General features: G+C 43.9%; 22 protein-coding genes, 3 tRNA genes, 4 rRNA genes, 1 other RNA gene and 1 other annotated feature. Of the genes, 25 read left to right on the forward strand and 5 right to left on the reverse strand.

What is annotated here, in order from left to right:
* The first annotated feature begins 18 nt into the window (after positions 1–18).
* A 5S ribosomal RNA gene (gene rrf / locus NSU05_RS00060) occupies positions 19–134 on the forward strand.
* 39 nt (positions 135–173) lie between these two features.
* Here rrf (NSU05_RS00060) and NSU05_RS00065 read toward each other — a convergent pair.
* Positions 174–1,121 (reverse strand): YaaC family protein, encoded by a 948-nt coding sequence (locus NSU05_RS00065; protein WP_029317163.1) that lies wholly within the window; start codon positions 1,119–1,121, stop codon positions 174–176.
* Between the two features lie 120 nt (positions 1,122–1,241).
* Here NSU05_RS00065 and guaB point away from each other — a divergent pair, with 120 nt between their 5' ends.
* The 6 genes from guaB to NSU05_RS00095 all read left to right on the forward strand — a co-directional run bounded on the left by guaB (position 1,242) and on the right by NSU05_RS00095 (position 7,711).
* Positions 1,242–2,708, forward strand: coding sequence for an IMP dehydrogenase (guaB, locus tag NSU05_RS00070; protein WP_003226803.1), 1,467 nt, complete (start codon positions 1,242–1,244; stop codon positions 2,706–2,708).
* 152 nt (positions 2,709–2,860) lie between these two features.
* The gene (dacA, locus tag NSU05_RS00075; protein ID WP_032676922.1) at positions 2,861–4,192 is read left to right on the forward strand and encodes a D-alanyl-D-alanine carboxypeptidase; all 1,332 of its coding nucleotides are present in this window, start codon (positions 2,861–2,863) and stop codon (positions 4,190–4,192) included.
* A 196-nt stretch (positions 4,193–4,388) separates the two neighbouring features.
* Complete coding sequence (gene pdxS / locus NSU05_RS00080; protein ID WP_003247145.1) at positions 4,389–5,273, forward strand: pyridoxal 5'-phosphate synthase lyase subunit PdxS; 885 nt, start codon at positions 4,389–4,391, stop codon at positions 5,271–5,273.
* Positions 5,274–5,294: 21 nt separating this feature from the next.
* The gene (gene pdxT, locus NSU05_RS00085) at positions 5,295–5,885 is read left to right on the forward strand and encodes a pyridoxal 5'-phosphate synthase glutaminase subunit PdxT (RefSeq protein ID WP_038428251.1); all 591 of its coding nucleotides are present in this window, start codon (positions 5,295–5,297) and stop codon (positions 5,883–5,885) included.
* A gap of 52 nt (positions 5,886–5,937) precedes the next feature.
* Positions 5,938–6,150 (forward strand) — a binding site (T-box leader).
* Positions 6,151–6,206: 56 nt separating this feature from the next.
* The gene (serS, locus tag NSU05_RS00090; RefSeq protein ID WP_038428252.1) at positions 6,207–7,484 is read left to right on the forward strand and encodes a serine--tRNA ligase; all 1,278 of its coding nucleotides are present in this window, start codon (positions 6,207–6,209) and stop codon (positions 7,482–7,484) included.
* A gap of 134 nt (positions 7,485–7,618) precedes the next feature.
* Positions 7,619–7,711, forward strand: a tRNA-Ser gene (locus NSU05_RS00095).
* 111 nt (positions 7,712–7,822) lie between these two features.
* On the opposite strand, the gene dck is transcribed toward NSU05_RS00095, so the two are convergent.
* From dck to NSU05_RS00115, 4 genes are all read right to left on the reverse strand, one after another.
* The gene (gene dck / locus NSU05_RS00100) at positions 7,823–8,476 is read right to left on the reverse strand and encodes a deoxyadenosine/deoxycytidine kinase (protein WP_015715086.1); all 654 of its coding nucleotides are present in this window, start codon (positions 8,474–8,476) and stop codon (positions 7,823–7,825) included.
* On the reverse strand, positions 8,473–9,096 hold the full coding sequence (dgk, locus tag NSU05_RS00105) for a deoxyguanosine kinase (RefSeq protein ID WP_003226790.1): 624 nt from the start codon (positions 9,094–9,096) through the stop codon (positions 8,473–8,475). The genes dck and dgk overlap by 4 nt, the downstream gene beginning before the upstream one ends.
* A gap of 98 nt (positions 9,097–9,194) precedes the next feature.
* On the reverse strand, positions 9,195–10,478 hold the full coding sequence (locus NSU05_RS00110; RefSeq protein WP_003226788.1) for a glycoside hydrolase family 18 protein: 1,284 nt from the start codon (positions 10,476–10,478) through the stop codon (positions 9,195–9,197).
* A gap of 69 nt (positions 10,479–10,547) precedes the next feature.
* Positions 10,548–11,093 (reverse strand): isochorismatase family cysteine hydrolase, encoded by a 546-nt coding sequence (locus NSU05_RS00115; RefSeq protein WP_003226786.1) that lies wholly within the window; start codon positions 11,091–11,093, stop codon positions 10,548–10,550.
* A gap of 85 nt (positions 11,094–11,178) precedes the next feature.
* Here NSU05_RS00115 and tadA point away from each other — a divergent pair, with 85 nt between their 5' ends.
* The 18 genes from tadA (at position 11,179) to darA (ending at position 25,528) form a co-directional block, all read left to right on the forward strand.
* On the forward strand, positions 11,179–11,664 hold the full coding sequence (gene tadA / locus NSU05_RS00120; RefSeq protein WP_003226784.1) for a tRNA adenosine(34) deaminase TadA: 486 nt from the start codon (positions 11,179–11,181) through the stop codon (positions 11,662–11,664).
* Positions 11,665–11,746: 82 nt separating this feature from the next.
* Positions 11,747–12,011, forward strand: an RNA gene (ffs, locus tag NSU05_RS00125) — signal recognition particle sRNA large type.
* Between the two features lie 129 nt (positions 12,012–12,140).
* Entirely contained in the window at positions 12,141–13,832 is a 1,692-nt protein-coding gene (dnaX, locus tag NSU05_RS00130; RefSeq protein WP_014475560.1) for a DNA polymerase III subunit gamma/tau, read from the forward strand.
* Between the two features lie 23 nt (positions 13,833–13,855).
* Positions 13,856–14,179: a YbaB/EbfC family nucleoid-associated protein gene (locus NSU05_RS00135; protein WP_003225427.1), complete on the forward strand. Its 324-nt coding sequence runs from the start codon at positions 13,856–13,858 to the stop codon at positions 14,177–14,179.
* A 14-nt stretch (positions 14,180–14,193) separates the two neighbouring features.
* Entirely contained in the window at positions 14,194–14,790 is a 597-nt protein-coding gene (recR, locus tag NSU05_RS00140) for a recombination protein RecR (RefSeq protein ID WP_003225425.1), read from the forward strand.
* Between the two features lie 17 nt (positions 14,791–14,807).
* Entirely contained in the window at positions 14,808–15,032 is a 225-nt protein-coding gene (locus tag NSU05_RS00145; RefSeq protein ID WP_003242387.1) for a YaaL family protein, read from the forward strand.
* Positions 15,033–15,098: 66 nt separating this feature from the next.
* On the forward strand, positions 15,099–15,362 hold the full coding sequence (bofA, locus tag NSU05_RS00150; protein ID WP_003225421.1) for a sigma-K factor-processing regulator BofA: 264 nt from the start codon (positions 15,099–15,101) through the stop codon (positions 15,360–15,362).
* Between the two features lie 244 nt (positions 15,363–15,606).
* Positions 15,607–17,156 (forward strand): 16S ribosomal RNA (locus tag NSU05_RS00155).
* A 102-nt stretch (positions 17,157–17,258) separates the two neighbouring features.
* Positions 17,259–17,335, forward strand: a tRNA-Ile gene (locus NSU05_RS00160).
* A gap of 11 nt (positions 17,336–17,346) precedes the next feature.
* Positions 17,347–17,422, forward strand: a tRNA-Ala gene (locus NSU05_RS00165).
* Between the two features lie 81 nt (positions 17,423–17,503).
* Positions 17,504–20,431: ribosomal RNA gene (locus NSU05_RS00170) — 23S ribosomal RNA — on the forward strand.
* 133 nt (positions 20,432–20,564) lie between these two features.
* Positions 20,565–20,680, forward strand: a 5S ribosomal RNA gene (gene rrf / locus NSU05_RS00175).
* The 16S, 23S and 5S rRNA genes sit together here with 2 tRNA genes alongside, the layout of an rRNA operon.
* Positions 20,681–20,858: 178 nt before the next feature.
* On the forward strand, positions 20,859–21,053 hold the full coding sequence (gene csfB / locus NSU05_RS00180) for an anti-sigma-G factor (RefSeq protein WP_003243294.1): 195 nt from the start codon (positions 20,859–20,861) through the stop codon (positions 21,051–21,053).
* Between the two features lie 119 nt (positions 21,054–21,172).
* Complete coding sequence (locus tag NSU05_RS00185) at positions 21,173–21,787, forward strand: 5-bromo-4-chloroindolyl phosphate hydrolysis family protein (protein ID WP_038428256.1); 615 nt, start codon at positions 21,173–21,175, stop codon at positions 21,785–21,787.
* Between the two features lie 18 nt (positions 21,788–21,805).
* Complete coding sequence (locus NSU05_RS00190; protein ID WP_038428258.1) at positions 21,806–22,966, forward strand: toxic anion resistance protein; 1,161 nt, start codon at positions 21,806–21,808, stop codon at positions 22,964–22,966.
* An 81-nt stretch (positions 22,967–23,047) separates the two neighbouring features.
* The gene (locus NSU05_RS00195) at positions 23,048–24,490 is read left to right on the forward strand and encodes an aminotransferase class I/II-fold pyridoxal phosphate-dependent enzyme (RefSeq protein ID WP_038428260.1); all 1,443 of its coding nucleotides are present in this window, start codon (positions 23,048–23,050) and stop codon (positions 24,488–24,490) included.
* Positions 24,487–25,125 carry a dTMP kinase gene (gene tmk / locus NSU05_RS00200; RefSeq protein WP_038428261.1) on the forward strand — a complete coding sequence of 213 codons (639 nt, stop codon included), beginning with the start codon at positions 24,487–24,489 and terminating at the stop codon, positions 25,123–25,125. The genes NSU05_RS00195 and tmk overlap by 4 nt, the downstream gene beginning before the upstream one ends.
* A gap of 73 nt (positions 25,126–25,198) precedes the next feature.
* Positions 25,199–25,528, forward strand: a complete 330-nt coding sequence (gene darA / locus NSU05_RS00205) for a cyclic di-AMP receptor DarA (protein WP_003242755.1) — start codon at positions 25,199–25,201, stop codon at positions 25,526–25,528.
* Positions 25,529–25,534: the final 6 nt, after the last annotated feature.

The raw sequence follows: 25,534 nt of genomic DNA on the forward strand, positions 1-25,534 counted from the left end.
GAGAACACTCTCAATTTGTTTGGTGGCGATAGCGAAGAGGTCACACCCGTTCCCATACCGAACACGGAAGTTAAGCTCTTCAGCGCCGATGGTAGTCGGGGGTTTCCTCCTGTGAGAGTAGGACGCCGCCAAGCAAGCTTAAACCCAGCTCATTGAGCTGGGTTTTTTGTTTGTTAAAAATGAAGAAGAAACTGTGAAGCGTATTTAGGGAATTTCTTTTCTGATACTAATAAAAACTGCTGAATTAACACGTAGTCATCACTTATATGCTGTGTTAATAACTCATACCACCATTCTGTTTCATACCTTGCAATCATCCCAACGTTGTACAAAATCAAATAATGAATTGTCATTTCGGGAAGCCTCAGAAATTGCTCCCTTTGAGAAGGGATATAATATTGGTTCTTTTCCATGTCAAACAATAAGCTGGTCGATGTCCATGGCTCCTTGTCTTGTGGTGAAATTTCGAACAGCAGCCCGTGTTCATTTTTTTTTGTAAAAGACCATTGATAATGATGGGACATGTATTCAGCAAACCTTGAATCAGACATTTTGTAATTGATTACTACTTCCTCCGGTACAAAAATTTCGTTCTTATCCTTCTCAACTTTTGTCATAAATCGTTCTTTCTGCTGAAAGTAGAAAATATCGCTAAGTTCTGGAATGGCCATTAATAATTTTTTCATGGTATACCGTTCATCTACTATATCCGATTGTCCGAATAAATGTTTCATAAAATGCACGCATAGGCCATTTCGTTGTATTTTCACTTCATCATCGCTAAAACAATAATTTTGTTTCTTTCGTTTTCTTGTTGTTACGCCATGTGCCAGTACTGATGTATGGCTTGGATAATGAGGATCACGTGTAATTAAGCATGCTTTGATAAGCTGTGCCATTCCATAAAATAAAAGAATCGGTTTGATTTCTAAGGGAGAATATGCGGCTTGTTTATAAAACGATTCGGCATGCTTTAAGAAATAAATAAACCGTTCACTGTTTTTAAAAGAGTTTTTTTTCGCATCGTCAATACCGTTTAAGATATAAACCTTTTCTAGAAATTTCTGGGTTGATTCAACGGAGTAAAATAGCGCTAAGTCTTTCCACTCATGATATGTCATGTATATTTCTTAATCCTTTCCGTTATCTAAATATTTCAACTCTTTCCCGCTTCCTTGACATGCTCTTGGCTAGTTGATAATCTACATATAATATTTTGCCGAAAAGAGGGGGATTTACTAATGTGGGAAAGTAAATTTTCAAAAGAAGGCTTAACGTTCGACGATGTGCTGCTTGTGCCAGCAAAGTCTGAGGTACTTCCGCGTGATGTGGATTTATCTGTAGAACTTACAAAAACGTTAAAGCTAAATATTCCTGTCATCAGCGCAGGTATGGACACTGTAACAGAATCAGCAATGGCAATTGCAATGGCAAGACAGGGCGGCTTGGGCATCATTCACAAAAATATGTCCATTGAACAGCAGGCTGAACAAGTTGATAAAGTAAAGCGTTCTGAGCGCGGCGTTATCACAAATCCCTTCTTTTTAACTCCTGATCACCAAGTATTTGATGCGGAGCATTTGATGGGGAAATACAGAATTTCCGGTGTTCCGATTGTAAATAACGAAGAAGACCAGAAGCTTGTTGGAATTATTACAAACCGTGACCTTCGTTTTATTTCTGACTACTCAATGAAAATCAGCGATGTCATGACGAAAGAAGAGCTAGTTACTGCATCTGTAGGAACTACTCTGGATGAAGCTGAAAAGATTTTGCAGAAACATAAAATTGAAAAGCTTCCTCTCGTAGACGACCAGAATAAATTAAAAGGTCTTATCACAATTAAAGACATTGAAAAAGTCATTGAGTTCCCGAACTCATCTAAAGACATTCACGGCCGCCTGATCGTTGGCGCGGCAGTTGGTGTAACTGGCGATACAATGACTCGCGTCAAAAAGCTTGTTGAAGCCAATGTTGATGTGATTGTTATCGATACAGCTCACGGACACTCTCAAGGCGTTTTAAACACAGTCACAAAAATCCGTGAAACGTATCCCGAATTAAACATTATTGCTGGAAACGTGGCAACAGCTGAAGCGACAAGAGCGCTTATCGAAGCTGGAGCAGACGTTGTCAAAGTTGGAATAGGGCCTGGTTCAATTTGTACTACACGTGTTGTAGCCGGCGTCGGTGTTCCGCAAATTACAGCAATTTATGATTGTGCGACTGAAGCAAGAAAACACGGCAAAACAATCATCGCCGACGGTGGGATTAAATTCTCTGGCGATATCACTAAAGCATTGGCAGCCGGCGGACATGCTGTTATGCTCGGAAGCTTGCTTGCAGGCACATCAGAAAGCCCTGGTGAAACTGAAATCTACCAAGGCAGAAGATTTAAGGTATACCGCGGCATGGGATCAGTTGCTGCAATGGAAAAAGGAAGTAAAGACCGTTACTTCCAAGAAGAAAACAAAAAATTTGTTCCTGAAGGAATTGAAGGACGCACACCTTACAAAGGACCAGTTGAAGAAACCGTTTATCAGCTAGTCGGAGGCCTTCGTTCTGGTATGGGGTATTGCGGGTCCAAAGATCTGCGTGCGCTAAGAGAAGAAGCTCAGTTCATTCGCATGACAGGCGCAGGACTTCGCGAAAGCCATCCGCATGACGTACAGATTACAAAAGAATCACCTAACTATACAATTTCATAATAAATTGTTACAAATTAAAAACATTTGACAGGGTCTCTGACTCTGTCTATTTTTTTTATACTGATTATGATAAAATTTATACTGTTGTGCATTGAAAATGTCCTTAACGGCTTAATTATAGATGAAGAAAATGAAATACGGAGGTCGTACGATTGAACATCAAGAAATGTAAACAGCTACTGATGTCATTGGTTGTGTTAACTCTAGCTGTCACGTGTCTGGCTCCAATGTCAAAAGCAAAAGCAGCCAGCGATCCAATTGATATCAATGCATCTGCTGCTATTATGATCGAAGCTTCTTCAGGTAAAATTCTTTACAGTAAAAATGCAGATAAGAGACTGCCAATTGCTAGTATGACAAAAATGATGACAGAGTATCTGTTATTGGAAGCAATTGATCAAGGTAAAGTGAAATGGGACCAAACCTATACGCCTGATGACTATGTGTATGAAATTTCCCAAGATAACAGCTTATCAAACGTTCCTCTTCGGAAAGACGGGAAATACACAGTAAAAGAATTATATCAAGCTACAGCAATTTATTCTGCAAATGCTGCTGCTATTGCGATTGCAGAAATCGTTGCCGGTTCTGAAACTAAGTTTGTTGAAAAAATGAATGCAAAAGCAAAAGAACTAGGCTTAACAGATTACAAATTTGTTAACGCAACAGGTCTTGAAAACAAAGATCTTCACGGGCATCAGCCTGAGGGGACAAGCGTAAATGAAGAAAGTGAAGTTTCTGCAAAGGATATGGCAATTCTTGCGGATCACTTGATTACTGACTACCCTGAGATACTGGAGACTTCCAGTATCGCCAAAACGAAATTCAGAGAAGGCACCGATGATGAAATGGACATGCCGAACTGGAATTTTATGCTGAAGGGGCTTGTCAGCGAGTATAAAAAAGCGACTGTAGACGGACTGAAAACAGGTTCTACTGACTCTGCGGGTTCATGCTTTACAGGAACAGCTGAACGCAACGGTATGCGTGTCATCACTGTTGTTTTAAACGCAAAGGGCAACCTTCATACAGGCCGTTTCGATGAAACGAAAAAAATGTTTGATTATGCTTTCGACAATTTCTCCATGAAAGAAATTTATGCTGAAGGCGATCAAGTAAAAGGCCATAAAACAATTTCAGTTGATAAGGGTAAAGAGAAAGAAGTAGGCATTGTGACAAACAAGGCGTTCTCTCTTCCTGTCAAAAATGGTGAAGAAAAGAATTACAAAGCGAAGGTCACACTGAATAAAGACAACTTAACTGCTCCTGTGAAAAAAGGAACCAAGGTTGGGAAGCTGACTGCGGAATACACAGGTGATGAAAAGGATTACGGATTCATTAACAGCGATCTGGCTGGCGTAGACCTTGTTACAAAAGAAAATGTAGAAAAAGCAAACTGGTTTGTTTTGACAATGCGCAGTATCGGCGGATTTTTTGCCGGAATTTGGGGAAGCATTGTTGATACGGTAACCGGCTGGTTTTAATCAATTGAAAGAGCTCTGATGGATGTTAGGGCTCTTTCGCGTAATATACTGAAAAAACCCAATTTTTAATAAAAAATGATTTTCAAAGCGTTAAAAACCGAATAAAATAGTATATATCCATATGAATTATTGGATTTCTAGGATACAATAAGAATTAGAAATCATATAACTATACCTTGATTAGGGGGACCAAGAAATGGCTCAAACAGGTACTGAACGTGTAAAACGCGGAATGGCAGAAATGCAAAAAGGCGGCGTCATCATGGACGTCATCAATGCGGAACAAGCGAAAATCGCTGAAGAAGCTGGAGCTGTCGCTGTAATGGCGCTAGAACGTGTGCCAGCAGATATTCGCGCGGCTGGAGGAGTTGCCCGTATGGCTGACCCTACAATCGTGGAAGAAGTAATGAATGCAGTATCTATCCCGGTAATGGCAAAAGCGCGTATCGGACATATTGTTGAAGCGCGTGTGCTTGAAGCTATGGGTGTTGACTATATTGATGAAAGTGAAGTTCTGACGCCGGCTGACGAAGAATTTCATTTAAATAAAAATGAATACACAGTTCCTTTTGTCTGTGGCTGCCGTGATCTTGGTGAAGCAACACGCCGTATTGCGGAAGGTGCTTCTATGCTTCGCACAAAAGGTGAGCCTGGAACAGGTAATATTGTTGAGGCTGTTCGCCATATGCGTAAAGTTAACGCTCAAGTGCGCAAAGTAGTTGCGATGAGTGAGGATGAACTAATGACAGAAGCGAAAAACCTAGGTGCTCCTTACGAGCTTCTTCTTCAAATTAAAAAAGACGGCAAGCTTCCTGTCGTTAACTTTGCCGCTGGCGGCGTAGCAACTCCAGCTGATGCTGCTCTCATGATGCAGCTCGGTGCTGACGGAGTATTTGTTGGTTCTGGTATTTTCAAGTCAGACAACCCTGCTAAATTTGCGAAAGCAATTGTGGAAGCAACAACTCACTTCACTGATTACAAATTGATCGCTGAGCTGTCAAAAGAGCTTGGTACTGCAATGAAAGGGATTGAAATCTCAAACTTACTTCCAGAACAGCGTATGCAAGAACGCGGCTGGTAAGAACATAGGAGCGCTGCTGACATGTTAACAATAGGTGTACTAGGACTTCAAGGAGCAGTTAGAGAGCACATCCATGCGATTGAAGCATGCGGCGCGGCTGGTCTTGTCGTAAAACGTCCGGAGCAGCTGAACGAAGTTGACGGGTTGATTTTGCCGGGCGGTGAGAGCACAACGATGCGCCGTTTGATCGATACGTATCAATTCATGGAGCCGCTTCGTGAATTCGCTGCTCAGGGCAAACCGATGTTTGGAACATGTGCCGGATTAATTATATTAGCAAAAGAAATTGCCGGTTCAGATAATCCTCATTTAGGTCTTCTGAATGTGGTTGTAGAACGTAATTCATTTGGCCGGCAGGTTGACAGCTTTGAAGCTGATTTAAAAATTAAAGGCTTGGACGAGCCTTTTACAGGGGTATTCATCCGTGCTCCGCATATTTTAGAAGCTGGTGAAAATGTTGAAGTTCTATCGGAGCATAATGGTCGTATTGTAGCCGCGAAACAGGGGCAATTCCTTGGCTGCTCATTCCATCCGGAGCTGACAGAAGATCACCGAGTGACACAGCTGTTTGTTGAAATGGTTGAGGAATATAAGCAAAAGGCACTTGTATAAAACAGTTGAAAGCTGTGGAAACTTATAGTACATTATAAGCACAAATAAAGATCGAAAAGCGTTGATAGGAACTAGTAGGGAGCCTCTCTTTCTAAGAGAGCCGATGGTTGGTGCGAATCGGTGAAAGATGCTGTCTGAATCCATCCTTGAGCGAAATGCTGAAACAAGTAGGCATTTACGGGATAACCGTTATGTTTGAAAGTGGAAAACGAGTCTTTGATTTGTTTTCAATCAGGGTGGCAACGCGAGAGCTCTCGTCCCTTTATGGGGATGAGGGCTCTTTTTATTTTCGACAAATCAATAAAAAAAGGAGTGTTTCGCATGCTTGATACGAAAATGCTGAGAGCAAATTTTCAAGAAATTAAAGCAAAGCTTGTACACAAAGGCGAAGACTTAACTGATTTTGATAAGTTTGAGGCGCTGGATGATAGACGAAGAGAGCTTATCGGCAAGGTTGAAGAGTTAAAAGGAAAACGAAATGAAGTTTCTCAGCAGGTTGCTGTGCTGAAGCGTGAGAAAAAAGACGCGGATCACATTATTAAAGAAATGCGTGAAGTCGGCGAGAAAATTAAAAAGCTTGATGAAGAATTGCGAACAGTGGAAGCTGAGCTTGATACAATCCTTCTCTCAATCCCGAATATTCCGCATGAGTCTGTACCTGTCGGTGAAACAGAAGACGACAACGTAGAAGTGCGTAAATGGGGTGAAAAGCCTTCATTTGCTTATGAGCCGAAGCCGCACTGGGATATTGCGGATGAGCTGGGTATTCTGGATTTTGAACGTGCTGCCAAAGTAACAGGAAGCCGTTTCGTGTTCTATAAAGGCTTAGGTGCTCGTCTGGAGCGTGCGCTTTATAACTTTATGCTTGATCTGCATGTGGATGAGTATAACTACACTGAAGTGATCCCGCCATATATGGTAAACCGCGCAAGCATGACGGGAACGGGGCAGCTTCCTAAATTTGAAGAGGATGCATTTAAAATCAGAGAAGAAGATTATTTCTTAATTCCAACGGCGGAAGTGCCGATTACAAACATGCATCGCGATGAAATCCTTTCAGGTGACAGCCTGCCGATCAACTATGCGGCATTCAGTGCTTGCTTCCGTTCTGAAGCTGGTTCAGCAGGACGTGACACACGCGGATTAATTCGTCAGCACCAATTTAATAAAGTTGAGCTTGTAAAGTTTGTGAAGCCTGAAGATTCTTATGAAGAATTAGAGAAGCTTACAAACCAAGCAGAACGGGTTCTTCAGCTGCTTGAGCTTCCATACCGTGTCATGAGCATGTGTACGGGTGACTTAGGCTTTACGGCTGCGAAAAAATACGATATCGAAGTTTGGATTCCAAGCCAAGACACATATCGAGAAATCTCTTCTTGCAGCAACTTCGAAGCGTTCCAGGCGAGACGTGCGAATATTCGTTTCAGACGTGAAGCGAAAGGCAAGCCTGAGCATGTACACACACTGAACGGTTCAGGACTGGCGGTTGGAAGAACAGTTGCTGCTATCTTAGAAAATTATCAGCAGGAAGACGGAAGCGTTGTGATTCCGAAAGTGCTTCGTCCTTATATGGGGAATAGAGAAGTAATGAAACCGTAAATTATGGAAAGGCATGCCTGACAAGGTGCGCCTTTTTGCTTATGTAAACACGGCATTTTCATAAAAACAAAAAAAGTTTTTAAAAATGCTTGACCACACGAGAACATACGTGATATAGTAAGTCTTGTCGATACGGAGGAATACCCAAGTCCGGCTGAAGGGATCGGTCTTGAAAACCGACAGGGGTGTCAAAGCCCGCGGGGGTTCGAATCCCTCTTCCTCCGCCATATTGATTTTAATTCTAATGAAACACAAGCATATATTGGAGATTGTTTTGTCCGTTGCATTCGGTGCGGCGGATTTTTTATTTTAAAGAAAAAGTGAATCTCGACTGAGATTCACTTTTTTTGATTATCATGAATAACTGAAGCAATTTGATCTACAATATGTTCAATCGAGTTTTCGTCGTTAAGAAGATCATAATCTTCAATGCGAAGTTTTAAAACAGGGCAGGCATTAAAACCGCTTATCCAGTTCTCGTAGCGTGTATGCATTTCTTCCCAATAAGACCGGCTTGTCTGAAGCTCCATCTCACGGCCGCGTTGTTCAATCCGGTTTAAAATGTTCTCCAGATCTCCTTCTAAATAGATCAACACATCTGGGTGTGGGAAATACGGTGTCATCACCATTGCTTCGAAAAGGCTTGTGTAAGTCTTATAATCAACCTTTGACATTGTCCCTTTATCAGCATGCATTTTTGCGAAAATTCCTGTATCTTCATAAATCGAACGATCCTGTACAAAACCTCCGCCGGCTTCAAAAATTGTTTTCTGTTCTTTGAAGCGTTCAGCTAAGAAATAAATTTGAAGGTGAAAGCTCCAACGTTCAAAATCATGATAGAACTTTTCCAAGTATGGATTATGATCGACTTCCTCCAAAGATGTTTTAAATCCAAGCCGTTTAGCTAAAGTTTTTGTTAAAGTCGATTTTCCGACACCTACTGTTCCTGCTACTGTAATAATTGAATTCTTAGGGATATGATGTTCCTTCATACGATAAGCTCCTTTACATGGGCGGCAATGCGTTCAAAGTCGCTCTTATTCAAAACGAAATCCTTTGAATCACCATCTACGGTTAACACTGTAAGTTCAGGGTCTGCTTCCTGCAGCTGCTTGATGGCGACTTCATAATCTGAAATCAGCTGCTCCAAATAGCTAGTTTCAATTTTTTTCTCAAAGGGGCGCCCGCGTTTTTCAATGCGGTGTAGCAATGTAGGCAGACTGGCCTTTATGTAAATGATGAAATTCGGCTTTGGCAGATCATCCGTTAGCAGGTGATATATCTTTTTGTATTTTTCCAGCTGATGTGGAGACAAGGTGCGTTCCGCAAAAATCACATTTTTATAAATATGATAATCAGCTATTACAGGCTGTCCCTTTTTTAAAAAGTGATCACTGGTGTCTTCAAGCTGTTTGTATCTGTGACAAAGAAAAAACATCTCGAGCTGGAAGCTCCATTCCTCTATATTGTCATAAAACTTATCAAGGTACGGGTTATCCTCTACAATCTCATTGATCATAGGGAATCCGAACTCTTGTGAGAGCATCGTTGCGAGAGTTGTTTTTCCTGCCCCGATAGGACCTTCTATTGCAATAAAAGGGGCTGTATTCATCGGAATCCTCCTTATATCTGAAAAACGTGCGTCAGTTACCGACCTTCATATTGTATCACAACCCTTGGGTGCCCCCATGAAAAAAAGACGTTTCCAAATTATCGAAACGTCTTTTTGACAACATTAAATTGATCAGACAGCAGCAGCCAGTTTTGTGGAAAGGAAAGACCCAGCTTCCAATAGCTGATGCCTCTTAAATTCAGCTCTTTAATCAGATTGAATTTTGCTTGAATCGAGCGGGCATCCTCGAACCATACCTCGTGCCTTCTGTTTTCTGCATCAGTATAGCGGAAGAAAGGAGCTTGAGCGGTTTGGTCATACTGAATGGAAGCATTGTTCTGATCAGCTATGACAATGGCTTGCTGAGGGCTTACTGCTCTTGCTGGAGTTCCCCCTGCTGTATATGGCAGCGTCCAGTCATATCCATATAAATTCTGGCCCATGACAATTTTGTTCGCAGGCATTTCAGTCAAAGCATATTCTATGACATCACGGACAGGTCCAATTGGAGAAACCGCTTGAGGCGGCCCGCCGCTATAGCCCCATTCATATGTCATGAGAACAACAAAGTCGACAATTTGGCCATGTGCCCTGTAATCATGAGCTTCATACCATCTGCCCTGCTGTGTTGCACTTGTTTTAGGAGCAAGAGCCGTAGAAATTTCTAAGCCCTCTCGATGAAAAAGATCCCTTGCTTCGCGGAGAAATTGATTATAGGCCTCTCTATCCTGGGGCCGCAAATATTCAAAGTCGAAATGAATGTCACGGAAGCCATATCTCTTGGCATTCTCCACTATTTCATTTAGAAGCCTTCTTTTTACAGTTTCGTCGTTCAAAAGGATCCGGCCAAGTTCATCACTAAATGCCTGGTTTTCTAGGTTCGTTATAATCATCATCAATGTTGTATTTTGACTTTCTGTAATGCTCCTTAAATTCGTTAAAGGCGGTGCGACTAAGGTTCCGTTCCGCTGTGCCTGGAAGCTGAATGCGCCAAGGTACGTTAAGTAGGGCGACGCTTCTCTGGCCGCCTGCTGGAGATTTTCGCTGACTTGATTTCCTCGGGGCTCCAAATAAGCATTTGATTCGATGTCTCGTTTAGGAGCTGGAGGGATGTATAAACGGAAACCAATCTGAAGCACGGTATTTAACTGGATGCGGTTAACCCTTGCGAGCTCGGCTGCTGTTGTATTGAACTGCCGGGCGATGGATGTCAGGGTATCACCTCGCTTCACATCATAGAACTGGCCGGCTATTGGAATGACAATGGTTTGTCCGACAACAAGGCTGTCGGGATTCGGTATTTCATTCGTTTCAGTGATCTCATTTGCGGTTGTTCTGTATTGTGAAGCGATAGCAGAAAGAGTGTCGCCTTGTTTTACCACATAAATTTGAATGAAAAACGCCTCCTTTCATATCGCTATCAATGTATGAAAGAAAAGCGCTGATCATGTTTATTTTTCTGTAATTTGTTCTTCCGTCGTAATTTCTGCGAAAAGAACATTCTCCATCATAGTTAAGGCGAATTCGTTATCTTCGTCACTGTTTGACGCGATACAGTCCTTAGGAATCGTGATGCTGTATTCCCTCATATAAGCGTCATTAGCGGTAAACAGCACACATATATTGCCGGCTATACCTGTTAAGATAATATGTCTCACCTGCAACTCAGTAAGAAGGGTGTGAAGTGCAGTTTCGTAGAAAGCGGAATGTTTTGGTTTGATTAAAAAATAATCAGCATCTTCCGGGGCTATCTTAGTGATGATATCCTTGCTTCTTTCATTTGTGCATTCTTGCTGAATGTTTTTAATGTCAGCTTGCCAAAGTCCATAATGATCATTGATGTAAATAATCGGCCATTCATTTTGTCTCGCGTGCTCCTTTAATGATAAAATATGAGGAACGATTTTTTCTGTTTTTTTAGCGAGGGTTTCTCCCATATCGAATTCAAAATTATTGATCATGTCTACAATGAGAAGGGCTGTATCTGCTTTGGACAATCGACAGTCTCCTTTCCGTTTCAGTTATAGTTAATATGTAGCCTTTTTAGGCAATGAAAAAACTTTGAAAAGAGAGCTTATCCTTATGACACAAGATGAACTTTATATGAAAGAAGCAATTAAAGAAGCGAAAAAGGCTGAAGAGAAAGGTGAAGTGCCAATAGGTGCGGTGCTTGTCGTTAATGATGAAATTATAGCGCGTGCACATAATTTAAGAGAGACTGAGCAACGATCTATTGCCCATGCAGAAATGCTTGTAATTGATGAAGCGTGTAAGGCACTCGGAACATGGCGGCTGGAAGGTGCGACTCTTTATGTGACGCTTGAGCCTTGTCCAATGTGTGCTGGTGCAGTCGTACTTTCTCGAGTGGAAAAAGTGGTTTTTGGCGCATTTGATCCGAAAGGCGGCTGTTCAGGCACGCTAATGAACCTTCTTCAGGAGGAACGCTTTAATCATCAGGCTGAAGTGGTGAGCGGTGTACTTGAGGAAGAATGCGGCGGAATGCTCAGTGCGTTTTTCAGAGAACTAAGAAAAAAGAAGAAAGCCGCCAGGAAAAACTTGTCTGAATAGTACGGTTGCAATTTTTAGGGGAAACAGATATACTTAAGTGTGCATCGTAATAGATGCAACATAAAATTTGATATTTATTTTGCCGTGCTAAGCGGGGAGGTAGCGGTGCCCTGTACCTGCAATCCGCTCTAGCAGGGCCGAATCCCTTCTCGAGGTTCGTTTACTTTAAGGCCTGCCTTAAGTAAGTGGTGTTGACGTTTGGGTCCTGCGCAATGGGAATTCATGAACCATGTCAGGTCCGGAAGGAAGCAGCATTAAGTGAAACCTCTCATGTGCCGCAGGGTTGCCTGGGCCGAGCTAACTGCTTAAGTAACGCTTAGGGTAGCGAATCGACAGAAGGTGCACGGTAAATCAATCATCAAATTTTCAGACTCACCTAACATTAGGTGAGTTTTTTGTTATGTAAAAAGAGCTTTTGGAATCGAAACAAGGTTCATGTATAATGGGAATGATGAATAACGGAGGAGGGCAAACCCGTGAGTTACCAAGCTTTATATCGAGTATTCAGGCCTCAGCGCTTTGAAGATGTGGTCGGACAAGAACACATTACAAAAACGCTGCAAAATGCCCTTTTGCAAAAAAAGTTTTCTCACGCCTATCTGTTTTCCGGGCCAAGAGGAACCGGAAAAACCAGTGCAGCCAAAATATTTGCTAAGGCTGTCAACTGTGAACATGCTCCTGTTGATGAGCCATGCAACGAATGTGCGGCCTGTAAAGGGATAACAAACGGGTCAATATCCGATGTCATAGAAATTGACGCCGCTTCTAATAACGGTGTTGATGAGATTCGTGACATTCGCGATAAAGTGAAGTTTGCCCCATCGGCCGTCACATATAAGGTATATATCATAGATGAGGTGCATATGCTTTCTATCGGCGCTTTTAATGCATTACTAAAAACATTAGAAGAGCCGCCTGAGCATTGTATTTTCATATTAGCAACAACTGAACCACACAAAATTCCTTTAACCATTATCTCTAGATGTCAGCGTTTTGACTTTAAACGAATTACCTCCCAAGCGATTGTAGGCCGCATGAATAAAATTGTTGATGCTGAACAGCTGCAAGTGGAGGAAGGATCGCTGGATATCATCGCGAGTGCTGCAGACGGAGGGATGAGGGATGCCCTGAGCCTTCTTGATCAGGCAATATCATTCAGCGGCGATATCCTGAAAATCGAAGATGCGCTTTTAATTACGGGTGCTGTTTCTCAATTATATATCGGGAAGCTTGCACAATCCCTGCATGATAAAAACGTTTCTGACGCACTGGAAACATTAAATGAATTGCTTCAGCAAGGAAAAGATCCAGCTAAGCTGATAGAAGATATGATTTTCTATTTCAGGGACATGCTGCTGTACAAGACAGCCCCTGGCTTAGAGGGAGTGCTTGAGAAAGTAAAAGTCGATGAAACGTTCCGGGAACTAAGTGAACAAATTCCGGCTCAGGCCCTATATGAAATGATTGATATTCTGAACAAGAGCCATCAGGAAATGAAATGGACAAATCATCCGCGTATCTTTTTCGAAGTGGCCGTTGTGAAGATTTGCCAAACCTCACATCAATCTGCTGCTGATCTCCCGGAAGTGGATATGCTGATGAAAAAAATCCAGCAGCTCGAACAGGAAGTAGAGCGGCTCAAAACAACGGGCATAAAAGCAGCTGCGGAAAGCCCGAAAAAAGAAGCGCCGCGTGTGCCAAAGGGCGGGAAATCCAATTACAAAGCGCCAGTAGGCAGAATTCATGAGATTTTGAAGGAAGCCACAAGACCGGATCTTGATCTGCTCAGAAACAGTTGGGGCAAGCTTCTTGCTCATCTCAAACAGCAAAACAAAGTATCACATGCCGCTTTGCTGAATGACAGTGAACCTGTGGCTGCCGGATCGGCGGCATTTGTTCTGAAATTCAAATATGAAATTCATTGTAAAATGGTCGCTGAGGATAACAACGGAGTCCGGACTAATCTTGAGCAGATTTTAGAATCGATGCTCGGAAAAAGAATGGATTTGATTGGCGTTCCAGAAGCACAATGGGGTAAAATAAGAGAAGAATTTTTAGAAGATCATCAGCAGGAAAATGAAGGATCAAATGAACCGGCTGAAGAAGACCCGCTTATTGCCGAAGCGAAAAAGCTTGTTGGAGCGGATCTAATTGAAATAAAAGACTAACAAAATGAAAGAGAGTGAATGCTATGCGTGGCGGAATGGGTAATATGCAAAAAATGATGAAACAAATGCAAAAAATGCAAAAGGACATGGCGAAGGCTCAAGAAGAGCTTGCAGAAAAGGTTGTTGAAGGAACTGCAGGCGGCGGTATGGTAACAGTAAAAGCAAACGGCCAAAAAGAAATCCTGGATGTTATCATCAAAGAAGAAGTCGTTGATCCTGAAGATATTGATATGCTTCAAGATTTAGTGCTTGCTGCAACGAATGAAGCTTTGAAAAAAGTTGACGAAATCACAAACGAAACAATGGGTCAATTTACAAAGGGAATGAACATGCCAGGTTTATTCTAGGGGGATAAAAGAACATGCAATATCCTGAACCAATATCAAAGCTGATTGACAGCTTTATGAAATTGCCAGGGATCGGACCGAAAACAGCGGTTCGTCTGGCTTTTTTTGTTCTAGGTATGAAAGAAGATGTAGTATTAGATTTTGCGAAAGCATTAGTAAATGCGAAACGCAACCTGACATATTGTTCAGTTTGCGGGCATATTACAGATCAGGACCCTTGCTATATATGTGAAGATACGCGCAGGGATAAGTCTGTTATCTGTGTTGTGCAAGACCCTAAGGATGTTATCGCTATGGAGAAAATGAAGGAATACAACGGACAGTATCACGTTCTTCACGGCGCTATTTCTCCAATGGACGGCATCGGACCGGAGGATATTAAAATACCAGAATTGTTAAAACGATTACAGGATGATCAAGTGACAGAAGTGATCCTCGCGACAAACCCTAATATAGAAGGGGAAGCAACGGCGATGTATATATCAAGGCTCCTCAAGCCGTCTGGTATTAAGCTCTCCCGTATTGCCCACGGACTGCCCGTCGGCGGTGACTTGGAATATGCTGACGAGGTCACTCTTTCTAAAGCACTTGAAGGAAGACGTGAATTGTAAGGAGGAAAAAGCGATCCATGGGTTTTCTTCGCAAGAAAACATTAAGAAGAGAGTTTGATGAAAAACTAACCGAGCAGCTTTTTAAGCAAAAGGAAGAGTGGAACAGGCAAAAAAAGCTGGTCGAAAAAAGCTTAGAACCGTCTGCTGAAGTGTTATACGAACTGAAAGTAGCTGAAGCGAAGTATTTTTTTTACTTAAGGGAAGCGAAGCAGCGAAATTTAAAAATCAGCCGGTGGAAGTAAGTGGTCTAAACTCCTGGATCTTCTCATAAGCTTGTACTAGAACAAGCGAAGGAGATGAGAAGATTCATGGAGCCTATTTTTATTATTGGGATTATTTTAGGACTGGTTATTCTTCTTTTTTTATCAGGTTCAGCTGCGAAGCCTTTAAAGTGGATTGGCATCACAGCTGTTAAATTTGTGGCAGGTGCTTTGCTGCTGGTTTGTGTAAATATGTTTGGCGGCAGTCTTGGCATTCATGTGCCGATTAATCTGGTTACAACAGCTATCAGCGGAATTTTAGGGATACCCGGAATAGCTGCGTTAGTCGTTATTAAGCAATTTATCATTTAATTGATATTATGTATTGACTTAGACAATTGAAGGTGTTATTCTAATATACGTCGCTGATGACGAACAGCTTTTTTGAAAAGGAAATGTTAAAAAGTTGTTGACAGTAGTGACGGTAAATGTTATGATAATAAAGTCGCTTAAATGAGCGGCAAACAAAGTTCTTTGAAAACTAAACAAGACAAAACGTACCTGTTAATTCATTTTTATAAATCGCACAGCGATGTGCGTAGTCAGTCAAACTACTTTATCGGAGAGTTTGATCCTGGCTCAGGACGAACGCTGGCGGCGTGCCTAATACATGCAAGTCGAGCGGACAGATGGGAGCTTGCTCCCTGATGTTAGCGGCGGACGGGTGAGTAACACGTGGGTAACCTGCCTGTAAGACTGGGATAACTCCGGGAAACCGGGGCTAATACCGGATGGTTGTTTGAACCGCATGGTTCAAACATAAAAGGTGGCTTCGGCTACCACTTACAGATGGACCCGCGGCGCATTAGCTAGTTGGTGAGGTAACGGCTCACCAAGGCAACGATGCGTAGCCGACCTGAGAGGGTGATCGGCCACACTGGGACTGAGACACGGCCCAGACTCCTACGGGAGGCAGCAGTAGGGAATCTTCCGCAATGGACGAAAGTCTGACGGAGCAACGCCGCGTGAGTGATGAAGGTTTTCGGATCGTAAAGCTCTGTTGTTAGGGAAGAACAAGTACCGTTCGAATAGGGCGGTACCTTGACGGTACCTAACCAGAAAGCCACGGCTAACTACGTGCCAGCAGCCGCGGTAATACGTAGGTGGCAAGCGTTGTCCGGAATTATTGGGCGTAAAGGGCTCGCAGGCGGTTTCTTAAGTCTGATGTGAAAGCCCCCGGCTCAACCGGGGAGGGTCATTGGAAACTGGGGAACTTGAGTGCAGAAGAGGAGAGTGGAATTCCACGTGTAGCGGTGAAATGCGTAGAGATGTGGAGGAACACCAGTGGCGAAGGCGACTCTCTGGTCTGTAACTGACGCTGAGGAGCGAAAGCGTGGGGAGCGAACAGGATTAGATACCCTGGTAGTCCACGCCGTAAACGATGAGTGCTAAGTGTTAGGGGGTTTCCGCCCCTTAGTGCTGCAGCTAACGCATTAAGCACTCCGCCTGGGGAGTACGGTCGCAAGACTGAAACTCAAAGGAATTGACGGGGGCCCGCACAAGCGGTGGAGCATGTGGTTTAATTCGAAGCAACGCGAAGAACCTTACCAGGTCTTGACATCCTCTGACAATCCTAGAGATAGGACGTCCCCTTCGGGGGCAGAGTGACAGGTGGTGCATGGTTGTCGTCAGCTCGTGTCGTGAGATGTTGGGTTAAGTCCCGCAACGAGCGCAACCCTTGATCTTAGTTGCCAGCATTCAGTTGGGCACTCTAAGGTGACTGCCGGTGACAAACCGGAGGAAGGTGGGGATGACGTCAAATCATCATGCCCCTTATGACCTGGGCTACACACGTGCTACAATGGACAGAACAAAGGGCAGCGAAACCGCGAGGTTAAGCCAATCCCACAAATCTGTTCTCAGTTCGGATCGCAGTCTGCAACTCGACTGCGTGAAGCTGGAATCGCTAGTAATCGCGGATCAGCATGCCGCGGTGAATACGTTCCCGGGCCTTGTACACACCGCCCGTCACACCACGAGAGTTTGTAACACCCGAAGTCGGTGAGGTAACCTTTTAGGAGCCAGCCGCCGAAGGTGGGACAGATGATTGGGGTGAAGTCGTAACAAGGTAGCCGTATCGGAAGGTGCGGCTGGATCACCTCCTTTCTAAGGATATTATACGGAATATAAGACCTTGGGTCTTATAAACAGAACGTTCCCTGTCTTGTTTAGTTTTGAAGGAACTTTGTTCCTTGAATAAGTTAAGATGGGCCTGTAGCTCAGCTGGTTAGAGCGCACGCCTGATAAGCGTGAGGTCGGTGGTTCGAGTCCACTCAGGCCCACCATCTTATATAACGGGGCCTTAGCTCAGCTGGGAGAGCGCCTGCTTTGCACGCAGGAGGTCAGCGGTTCGATCCCGCTAGGCTCCACCAACGTGTTCTTTGAAAACTAGATAACAGTAGACATCACATTCAATTAGTAACACAAGATATCACATAGTGATTCTTTTTAACGGTTAAGTTAGAAAGGGCGCACGGTGGATGCCTTGGCACTAGGAGCCGATGAAGGACGGGACGAACACCGATATGCTTCGGGGAGCTGTAAGCAAGCTTTGATCCGGAGATTTCCGAATGGGGAAACCCACCACTCGTAATGGAGTGGTATCCATATCTGAATTCATAGGATATGAGAAGGCAGACCCGGGGAACTGAAACATCTAAGTACCCGGAGGAAGAGAAAGCAAATGCGATTCCCTGAGTAGCGGCGAGCGAAACGGGATTAGCCCAAACCAAGAGGCTTGCCTCTTGGGGTTGTAGGACACTCTGTACGGAGTTACAAAAGAACGAGGTAGATGAAGAGGTCTGGAAAGGCCCGCCATAGGAGGTAACAGCCCTGTAGTCAAAACTTCGTTCTCTCCTGAGTGGATCCTGAGTACGGCGGAACACGTGAAATTCCGTCGGAATCCGGGAGGACCATCTCCCAAGGCTAAATACTCCCTAGTGACCGATAGTGAACCAGTACCGTGAGGGAAAGGTGAAAAGCACCCCGGAAGGGGAGTGAAAGAGATCCTGAAACCGTGTGCCTACAAGTAGTCAGAGCCCGTTAACGGGTGATGGCGTGCCTTTTGTAGAATGAACCGGCGAGTTACGATCCCGTGCAAGGTTAAGCAGAAGATGCGGAGCCGCAGCGAAAGCGAGTCTGAATAGGGCGCATGAGTACGTGGTCGTAGACCCGAAACCAGGTGATCTACCCATGTCCAGGGTGAAGTTCAGGTAACACTGAATGGAGGCCCGAACCCACGCACGTTGAAAAGTGCGGGGATGAGGTGTGGGTAGGGGTGAAATGCCAATCGAACCTGGAGATAGCTGGTTCTCTCCGAAATAGCTTTAGGGCTAGCCTCAAGGTAAGAGTCTTGGAGGTAGAGCACTGATTGGACTAGGGGCCCCTACCGGGTTACCGAATTCAGTCAAACTCCGAATGCCAATGACTTATCCTTGGGAGTCAGACTGCGAGTGATAAGATCCGTAGTCGAAAGGGAAACAGCCCAGACCGCCAGCTAAGGTCCCAAAGTATACGTTAAGTGGAAAAGGATGTGGAGTTGCTTAGACAACCAGGATGTTGGCTTAGAAGCAGCCACCATTTAAAGAGTGCGTAATAGCTCACTGGTCGAGTGACTCTGCGCCGAAAATGTACCGGGGCTAAACGTATCACCGAAGCTGCGGACTGTTCTTCGAACAGTGGTAGGAGAGCGTTCTAAGGGCTGTGAAGCCAGACCGGAAGGACTGGTGGAGCGCTTAGAAGTGAGAATGCCGGTATGAGTAGCGAAAGAGGGGTGAGAATCCCCTCCACCGAATGCCTAAGGTTTCCTGAGGAAGGCTCGTCCGCTCAGGGTTAGTCGGGACCTAAGCCGAGGCCGAAAGGCGTAGGCGATGGACAACAGGTTGATATTCCTGTACCACCTCCTCACCATTTGAGCAATGGGGGGACGCAGGAGGATAGGGTAAGCGCGGTATTGGATATCCGCGTCCAAGCAGTTAGGCTGGGAAATAGGCAAATCCGTTTCCCATAAGGCTGAGCTGTGATGGCGAGCGAAATATAGTAGCGAAGTTCCTGATTCCACACTGCCAAGAAAAGCCTCTAGCGAGGTGAGAGGTGCCCGTACCGCAAACCGACACAGGTAGGCGAGGAGAGAATCCTAAGGTGATCGAGAGAACTCTCGTTAAGGAACTCGGCAAAATGACCCCGTAACTTCGGGAGAAGGGGTGCTCTGTTAGGGTGCAAGCCCGAGAGAGCCGCAGTGAATAGGCCCAGGCGACTGTTTAGCAAAAACACAGGTCTCTGCGAAGCCGTAAGGCGAAGTATAGGGGCTGACGCCTGCCCGGTGCTGGAAGGTTAAGAGGAGCGCTTAGCGTAAGCGAAGGTGCGAATTGAAGCCCCAGTAAACGGCGGCCGTAACTATAACGGTCCTAAGGTAGCGAAATTCCTTGTCGGGTAAGTTCCGACCCGCACGAAAGGCGCAACGATCTGGGCACTGTCTCAACGAGAGACTCGGTGAAATTATAGTACCTGTGAAGATGCAGGTTACCCGCGACAGGACGGAAAGACCCCGTGGAGCTTTACTGCAGCCTGATATTGAATGTTGGTACAGCTTGTACAGGATAGGTAGGAGCCTTGGAAACCGGAGCGCCAGCTTCGGTGGAGGCATCGGTGGGATACTACCCTGGCTGTATTGACCTTCTAACCCGCCGCCCTTATCGGGCGGGGAGACAGTGTCAGGTGGGCAGTTTGACTGGGGCGGTCGCCTCCTAAAAGGTAACGGAGGCGCCCAAAGGTTCCCTCAGAATGGTTGGAAATCATTCGCAGAGTGTAAAGGCACAAGGGAGCTTGACTGCGAGACCTACAAGTCGAGCAGGGACGAAAGTCGGGCTTAGTGATCCGGTGGTTCCGCATGGAAGGGCCATCGCTCAACGGATAAAAGCTACCCCGGGGATAACAGGCTTATCTCCCCCAAGAGTCCACATCGACGGGGAGGTTTGGCACCTCGATGTCGGCTCATCGCATCCTGGGGCTGTAGTCGGTCCCAAGGGTTGGGCTGTTCGCCCATTAAAGCGGTACGCGAGCTGGGTTCAGAACGTCGTGAGACAGTTCGGTCCCTATCCGTCGCGGGCGCAGGAAATTTGAGAGGAGCTGTCCTTAGTACGAGAGGACCGGGATGGACGCACCGCTGGTGTACCAGTTGTTCTGCCAAGGGCATCGCTGGGTAGCTATGTGCGGACGGGATAAGTGCTGAAAGCATCTAAGCATGAAGCCCCCCTCAAGATGAGATTTCCCATTCCGCAAGGAAGTAAGATCCCTGAAAGATGATCAGGTTGATAGGTCTGAGGTGGAAGTGTGGCGACACATGGAGCTGACAGATACTAATCGATCGAGGACTTAACCATATTTTTGAATGATGTCACACCTGTTATCTAGTTTTGAGAGAACACCTCTCTAAAGGCGGAAGGTAAGGAAACTCCGCTAAGGGCTCTCACATCCTGTGAGAAACGCCTAGTACCTTCATCTTGAAGGCATTTGTTTGGTGGCGATAGCGAAGAGGTCACACCCGTTCCCATACCGAACACGGAAGTTAAGCTCTTCAGCGCCGATGGTAGTCGGGGGTTTCCCCCTGTGAGAGTAGGACGCCGCCAAGCAAGCTTAAACCCAGCTCATTGAGCTGGGTTTTTTGTTTACTCAAGATCGAGAAAATCAAACAAATACAAACACCGAGGGCTTATATAGCCCATATACTGATTTAAAGTTTCAAAAAGGTCTAAATAGTGTATACAATATCCGTTTTAAGGGGAGGCTAACTGTACGGAGGTGGAGAAGATGGACGAAACAGTTAAACTTAATCATACATGTGTGATTTGTGATCAAGAGAAGAATAGAGGCATTCATCTTTATACGAAATTCATATGCTTAGATTGTGAGAGAAAAGTAATTTCTACATCAACTTCTGATCCTGACTATGCGTTTTACGTAAAAAAACTAAAGAGCATTCATACACCGCCATTATATTCATAGACCTGAAAAGGTCTTTTTTTGTACTCTTAATAATAAAAAGAAGATGAAACTTGTTTAAGGATTGAACGTAGTAGATAATAATATTAAAACTGAGTATAGACACAGGAGTCGATTATCTCATGCAGAGATTTTTTCACTTTTTGATGTGGAGTTTAACTAGCAGTGCGACTTTTGTTTTCATTGGAATATTGAGCTTTTTCGGTTTAAACCAGTCGCTTTTTTTATCTATTGTTTATGGGCTTGCTTCTGGAGCAGCCGTATATATAGCTGGCATCTGGAATGCAAGACGGTTATTTCTTAAAAAGCATGCATTGACAGGAAGAGAGTATGCTTACATTAAGAAAAACTTAGAGGAAGCAAGGCAGAAAATGATCCGTCTTAGGAAAGCCTTGTTTCAGGCTAAAAGCATTCAAATGTTTAAGCAAAATGCAGAAATGCTAAGGATTGTGAGAAGGATTTATCTCCTCACCAAAAAAGAGCCAAAGCGGTTTTATCAGGCAGAACGATTTTTTTATCAAACTCTCGATTCGGTTGTTGAATTGACAGAGAAGTATGCTTTTCTATCATCTCACCCAAAAAAAAGCAAAGAACTGTCGATGTCGTTAAGTGAGACACGCATCACTCTTACTGAATTGACCAAGCGTTTAGAGGAAGATTTAACTCAAGTAATGGGTGATGACATTGACGAGTTGCACTTTGAATTAGACGCAGCAAAACATTCATTAAAGAAATAAGGGAAGAGGGTAAGAGCGATGAACCGAGACCAAAGCGACCTTCATATAGATGAATTATTGGCAGATCCTTTTGGTGGTAACATAGAGATACCAGGTTCGGAGGCTGTAAAAGCAGAGAAAGAGCAAGTACGGCTTGTTGATGTTCTTCCTGAGGAAAACAAGGAAAAAGCAATTCAGCTTGCTGGACAGATTGATCATAAAAATATGCAAAGCATTGTCTTATACGGTTCACAAGCTCAATCTAAACTGCTGAACTTTTCTCATGATATGATTAATCATGTTCAAAAGAAGGATGTCGGGGAGATTGGCGAAATACTTGGAGAGCTGATGAAAAAGCTGGAGCAAGTAAATCCTGATGATCTCCAATCTAAGAAAAAGGGTTTTTTGGCACGCGTGTTTGGAAGAGTATCAAGTTCTCTTCAAGAGGTGCTGTCTAAATACCAAAAGACCAGTGTGCAGATAGACAGAATCAGTTTGAAGCTGGAGCACTCTAAAAATGCTTTAATCAGTGACAACAAGCTGTTAGAGCACTTATATGAAAAAAATAAAGAATATTTTGCCACGCTGAATGTTTATATTGCTGCAGGAGAATTGAAGCTGGAGGAATTAAAAACAAAAACGATTCCTGAACTGAAGCAACAGGCTGAATCGAGTGATCATAACCAAATGGCCGTTCAAGAGGTGAATGATTTAATTCAATTTGCTGACCGGTTAGATAAAAGGGTGCATGATTTGCTGCTGAGCAGGCAAATTACAATCCAAAGTGCACCGCAAATCAGGCTGATTCAAAATACAAACCAAGCGTTAGCTGAAAAGATTCAGTCATCCATTGTGACAGCGATTCCGTTATGGAAAAATCAAGTTGCCATTGCACTGACGCTTTTAAGGCAGCGCAATGCAGTGGATGCACAGCAGAAAGTATCTGATACAACCAATGAGCTTTTGCTGAAAAATGCGGAGCTTTTAAAAACCAATACAATTGAAACTGCACGGGCAAATGAAAGAGGCCTTGTTGATATAGATACCTTGAAGAAGGTGCAGGAAAGCTTAATAAGCACGCTTGAAGAAACACTGACTATACAAGAAGAAGGACGAATCAAACGCCGTCAGGCAGAAGAAGAGCTCATGATGATGGAAGGCGACCTGAAGCAAAAGCTGATTACAATAAAGGAAAGATAGTTACCAGTAAGTCTGGCTTTAAGTTCTGTCAGAGGCACGATATAATAAGGTGTAAGAAGACACATTCAAAGGATTGTTTTCATGAACACACCTTTATATAAAGCATTAATTCAACATGCGAGAAGAAATTCTCATTCATTTCATGTTCCGGGACATCACAATGGAGATGTCTTTTTTGATGACGCAAAGTCAATATTCGATCCGCTTCTCACCATTGATGTAACTGAACTGGCAGGACTGGATGATCTCCATCATCCTTCTGGGGTGATTAAGGAAGCTCAGGAGCTTGCCAGTCAATTATATGGATCGGTGGAAAGTTTTTTTCTGGTAAATGGTACGACTGTCGGAAACTTAGCGATGATTTTATCTGTTTGTGAACCTGGTGATACAATTCTGGTTCAAAGAAACTGTCATAAATCTGTATTTCATGCTGTTGATTTGTCCGGTGCTGAGCCGGTTTATCTTGCACCTGACGTTGATTCAGCGATGCATGTGCCTACGCATGTTCCGCTTGGAACAATTAAAGAGGCCCTGGAAGCATATCCAGATGCGAAAGGATTGGTACTGACCAATCCGACATATTACGGACATAGTGCTGATTTGACTGAGATCATTACTGAAGCCCATCATTACGGGATTCCTGTTTTGGTCGATGAAGCGCATGGCGCACATTTTATTTTAGGTGAGCCTTTTCCGGTCTCAGCTTTAAAAATGGGGGCAGATATTGTTGTTCAGTCGGCCCACAAAACGTTGCCTGCCATGACGATGGGTTCTTATTTGCATCTCAACAGCAGCTGCAGGATTAACAGGGATCGGGTGGCAGAGTATTTAAACCGATTACAAAGCAGCAGCCCGTCTTATCCGATTATGGCTTCGTTAGATATTGCCCGCGCTTATGTACAGCATATTATAGAAGAACAAAAGCTTTCTGACATTCTGCAGCGGATAGAAACACTTAAACAAACGTTTGATTCACTTACAAATGCAGAAGCTGTTAACCCTGCTAATCCACTGATCATCACGGATCCGCTAAAGCTCACAATTCGTTCAAAACGCGGGCATTCTGGCTATACGCTGCAAAGCATATTAGAGCGTGCCAATATATTCACTGAGCTTGCTGATGAAAATCAAGTACTGCTCGTTCTCCCATTGGGAGGAAAACGGAGAATTAATGCTGAAACCATTAGAAGCATTGATGAAGAGATTGAGAAAATGCCTCCGGATCAGGCGTTTGTTTCTGCAGAATGGGGAGTGCAGCCTGTTACTGTCTTGCCTTATCCAAAAAAGGTCTTACATTCGTTTAAGAAAGAATATGTGAGCTTTGAGGAAGCAGCTGGCCGGCTGAATGCAGAAGATATCATCCCTTATCCTCCGGGTATCCCGATGATTATGGCGGGAGAAAGAATAACAAAAGAAAGTGTGCAAAAGCTCAGCCGCTTGATCAGCATGAAAACGCATGTTCAAGGGAATATGAAAATCAAAGAGAAACAACTACTTGTTTATATAGAAGAGGAGAAATCATGAGCGGTTTATTTATTACATTCGAAGGTCCTGAAGGTGCAGGGAAAACGACTGTTCTGCAGGAGATCAAAAACATACTGACAGCAGAAGGCCTTCAGGTTATGGCAACTCGAGAGCCAGGCGGAATAGATATTGCAGAACAAATTCGAGAGGTTATTCTGAATGAGAACAATACATTAATGGACCCAAAAACAGAAGCTCTCTTATATGCGGCTGCAAGACGCCAGCATTTAGTTGAAAAAGTAAAACCTGCTTTAGAACAGGGGTTTATCGTTCTTTGCGACAGATTCATAGACAGTTCTCTTGCGTATCAAGGATATGCAAGAGGGCTTGGAATTGATGAGGTTCTGTCCATTAATGAATTTGCCATTGGAGATATGATGCCCCATGTAACGGTTTATTTTTCAATTGATCCGGAAGAAGGACTGAAGCGTATTTACGCAAACGGCTCACGGGAGAAAAACAGGCTCGATTTAGAAAAACTGGACTTTCATACAAAAGTACAAGAAGGTTATCAAGAGCTGATGAAGCGATTTCCGGAAAGATATCATTCAGTTGATGCCGGGCAATCCAAAGACCTCGTCGTTCAGGATGTTCTAAAGGTGATCGATGAAGCGTTGAAAAAAATTCAATTGTGACCTGTTTCCCAATAGTTGATATAATAATGTAAACGAGATCACGTTGTTTCCAATCTAAAGGAGGCCTTCACAGATGAAATTGATAGTGGCAGTTGTACAAGATCAGGACAGCAACAGACTTTTGAAAACCTTAACGGATCACAACTTCAGAGTCACAAAGCTTGCGACGACAGGAGGATTTCTTAAATCAGGCAATACAACGTTTATGATCGGTGTCGAGGATATACGCGTCAATAAAGCGTTGAGTCTCATTAAAGAAAACGGGCAGAAACGTGATCAGATGATTGCCCCTGTATCTCCAATGGGCGGAAATGCTGATTCCTATGTCCCTTATCCAGTCGAAGTTGAAGTTGGCGGAGCGACAGTATTTGTCCTTCCAGTCGATGAATTTCATCAATTTTAAGGATCT

Origin of the sequence: Bacillus sp. EU52, assembly GCF_037964975.1 — a bacterium.
In the GTDB taxonomy this organism is placed as follows: Bacteria; Bacillota; Bacilli; order Bacillales; family Bacillaceae; genus Bacillus; species Bacillus subtilis.

What these genes read in the sequence shown, in the direction of transcription:
- NSU05_RS00185 (WP_038428256.1), top strand. Translation starts at nt 21,173, where the DNA reads ATGCAGAGATTTTTTCACTTTTTGATGTGGAGTTTAACTAGCAGTGCG.
- tadA (WP_003226784.1), top strand. Translation starts at nt 11,179, where the DNA reads ATGACACAAGATGAACTTTATATGAAAGAAGCAATTAAAGAAGCGAAA.
- csfB (WP_003243294.1), top strand. Translation starts at nt 20,859, where the DNA reads ATGGACGAAACAGTTAAACTTAATCATACATGTGTGATTTGTGATCAA.
- NSU05_RS00065 (WP_029317163.1), bottom strand. Translation starts at nt 1,121, where the DNA reads ATGACATATCATGAGTGGAAAGACTTAGCGCTATTTTACTCCGTTGAA.
- recR (WP_003225425.1), top strand. Translation starts at nt 14,194, where the DNA reads ATGCAATATCCTGAACCAATATCAAAGCTGATTGACAGCTTTATGAAA.
- guaB (WP_003226803.1), top strand. Translation starts at nt 1,242, where the DNA reads ATGTGGGAAAGTAAATTTTCAAAAGAAGGCTTAACGTTCGACGATGTG.
- NSU05_RS00135 (WP_003225427.1), top strand. Translation starts at nt 13,856, where the DNA reads ATGCGTGGCGGAATGGGTAATATGCAAAAAATGATGAAACAAATGCAA.
- NSU05_RS00195 (WP_038428260.1), top strand. Translation starts at nt 23,048, where the DNA reads ATGAACACACCTTTATATAAAGCATTAATTCAACATGCGAGAAGAAAT.
- NSU05_RS00190 (WP_038428258.1), top strand. Translation starts at nt 21,806, where the DNA reads ATGAACCGAGACCAAAGCGACCTTCATATAGATGAATTATTGGCAGAT.
- darA (WP_003242755.1), top strand. Translation starts at nt 25,199, where the DNA reads ATGAAATTGATAGTGGCAGTTGTACAAGATCAGGACAGCAACAGACTT.
- dgk (WP_003226790.1), bottom strand. Translation starts at nt 9,096, where the DNA reads ATGAATACAGCCCCTTTTATTGCAATAGAAGGTCCTATCGGGGCAGGA.
- pdxT (WP_038428251.1), top strand. Translation starts at nt 5,295, where the DNA reads ATGTTAACAATAGGTGTACTAGGACTTCAAGGAGCAGTTAGAGAGCAC.
- pdxS (WP_003247145.1), top strand. Translation starts at nt 4,389, where the DNA reads ATGGCTCAAACAGGTACTGAACGTGTAAAACGCGGAATGGCAGAAATG.
- serS (WP_038428252.1), top strand. Translation starts at nt 6,207, where the DNA reads ATGCTTGATACGAAAATGCTGAGAGCAAATTTTCAAGAAATTAAAGCA.
- bofA (WP_003225421.1), top strand. Translation starts at nt 15,099, where the DNA reads ATGGAGCCTATTTTTATTATTGGGATTATTTTAGGACTGGTTATTCTT.
- NSU05_RS00145 (WP_003242387.1), top strand. Translation starts at nt 14,808, where the DNA reads ATGGGTTTTCTTCGCAAGAAAACATTAAGAAGAGAGTTTGATGAAAAA.
- tmk (WP_038428261.1), top strand. Translation starts at nt 24,487, where the DNA reads ATGAGCGGTTTATTTATTACATTCGAAGGTCCTGAAGGTGCAGGGAAA.
- dck (WP_015715086.1), bottom strand. Translation starts at nt 8,476, where the DNA reads ATGAAGGAACATCATATCCCTAAGAATTCAATTATTACAGTAGCAGGA.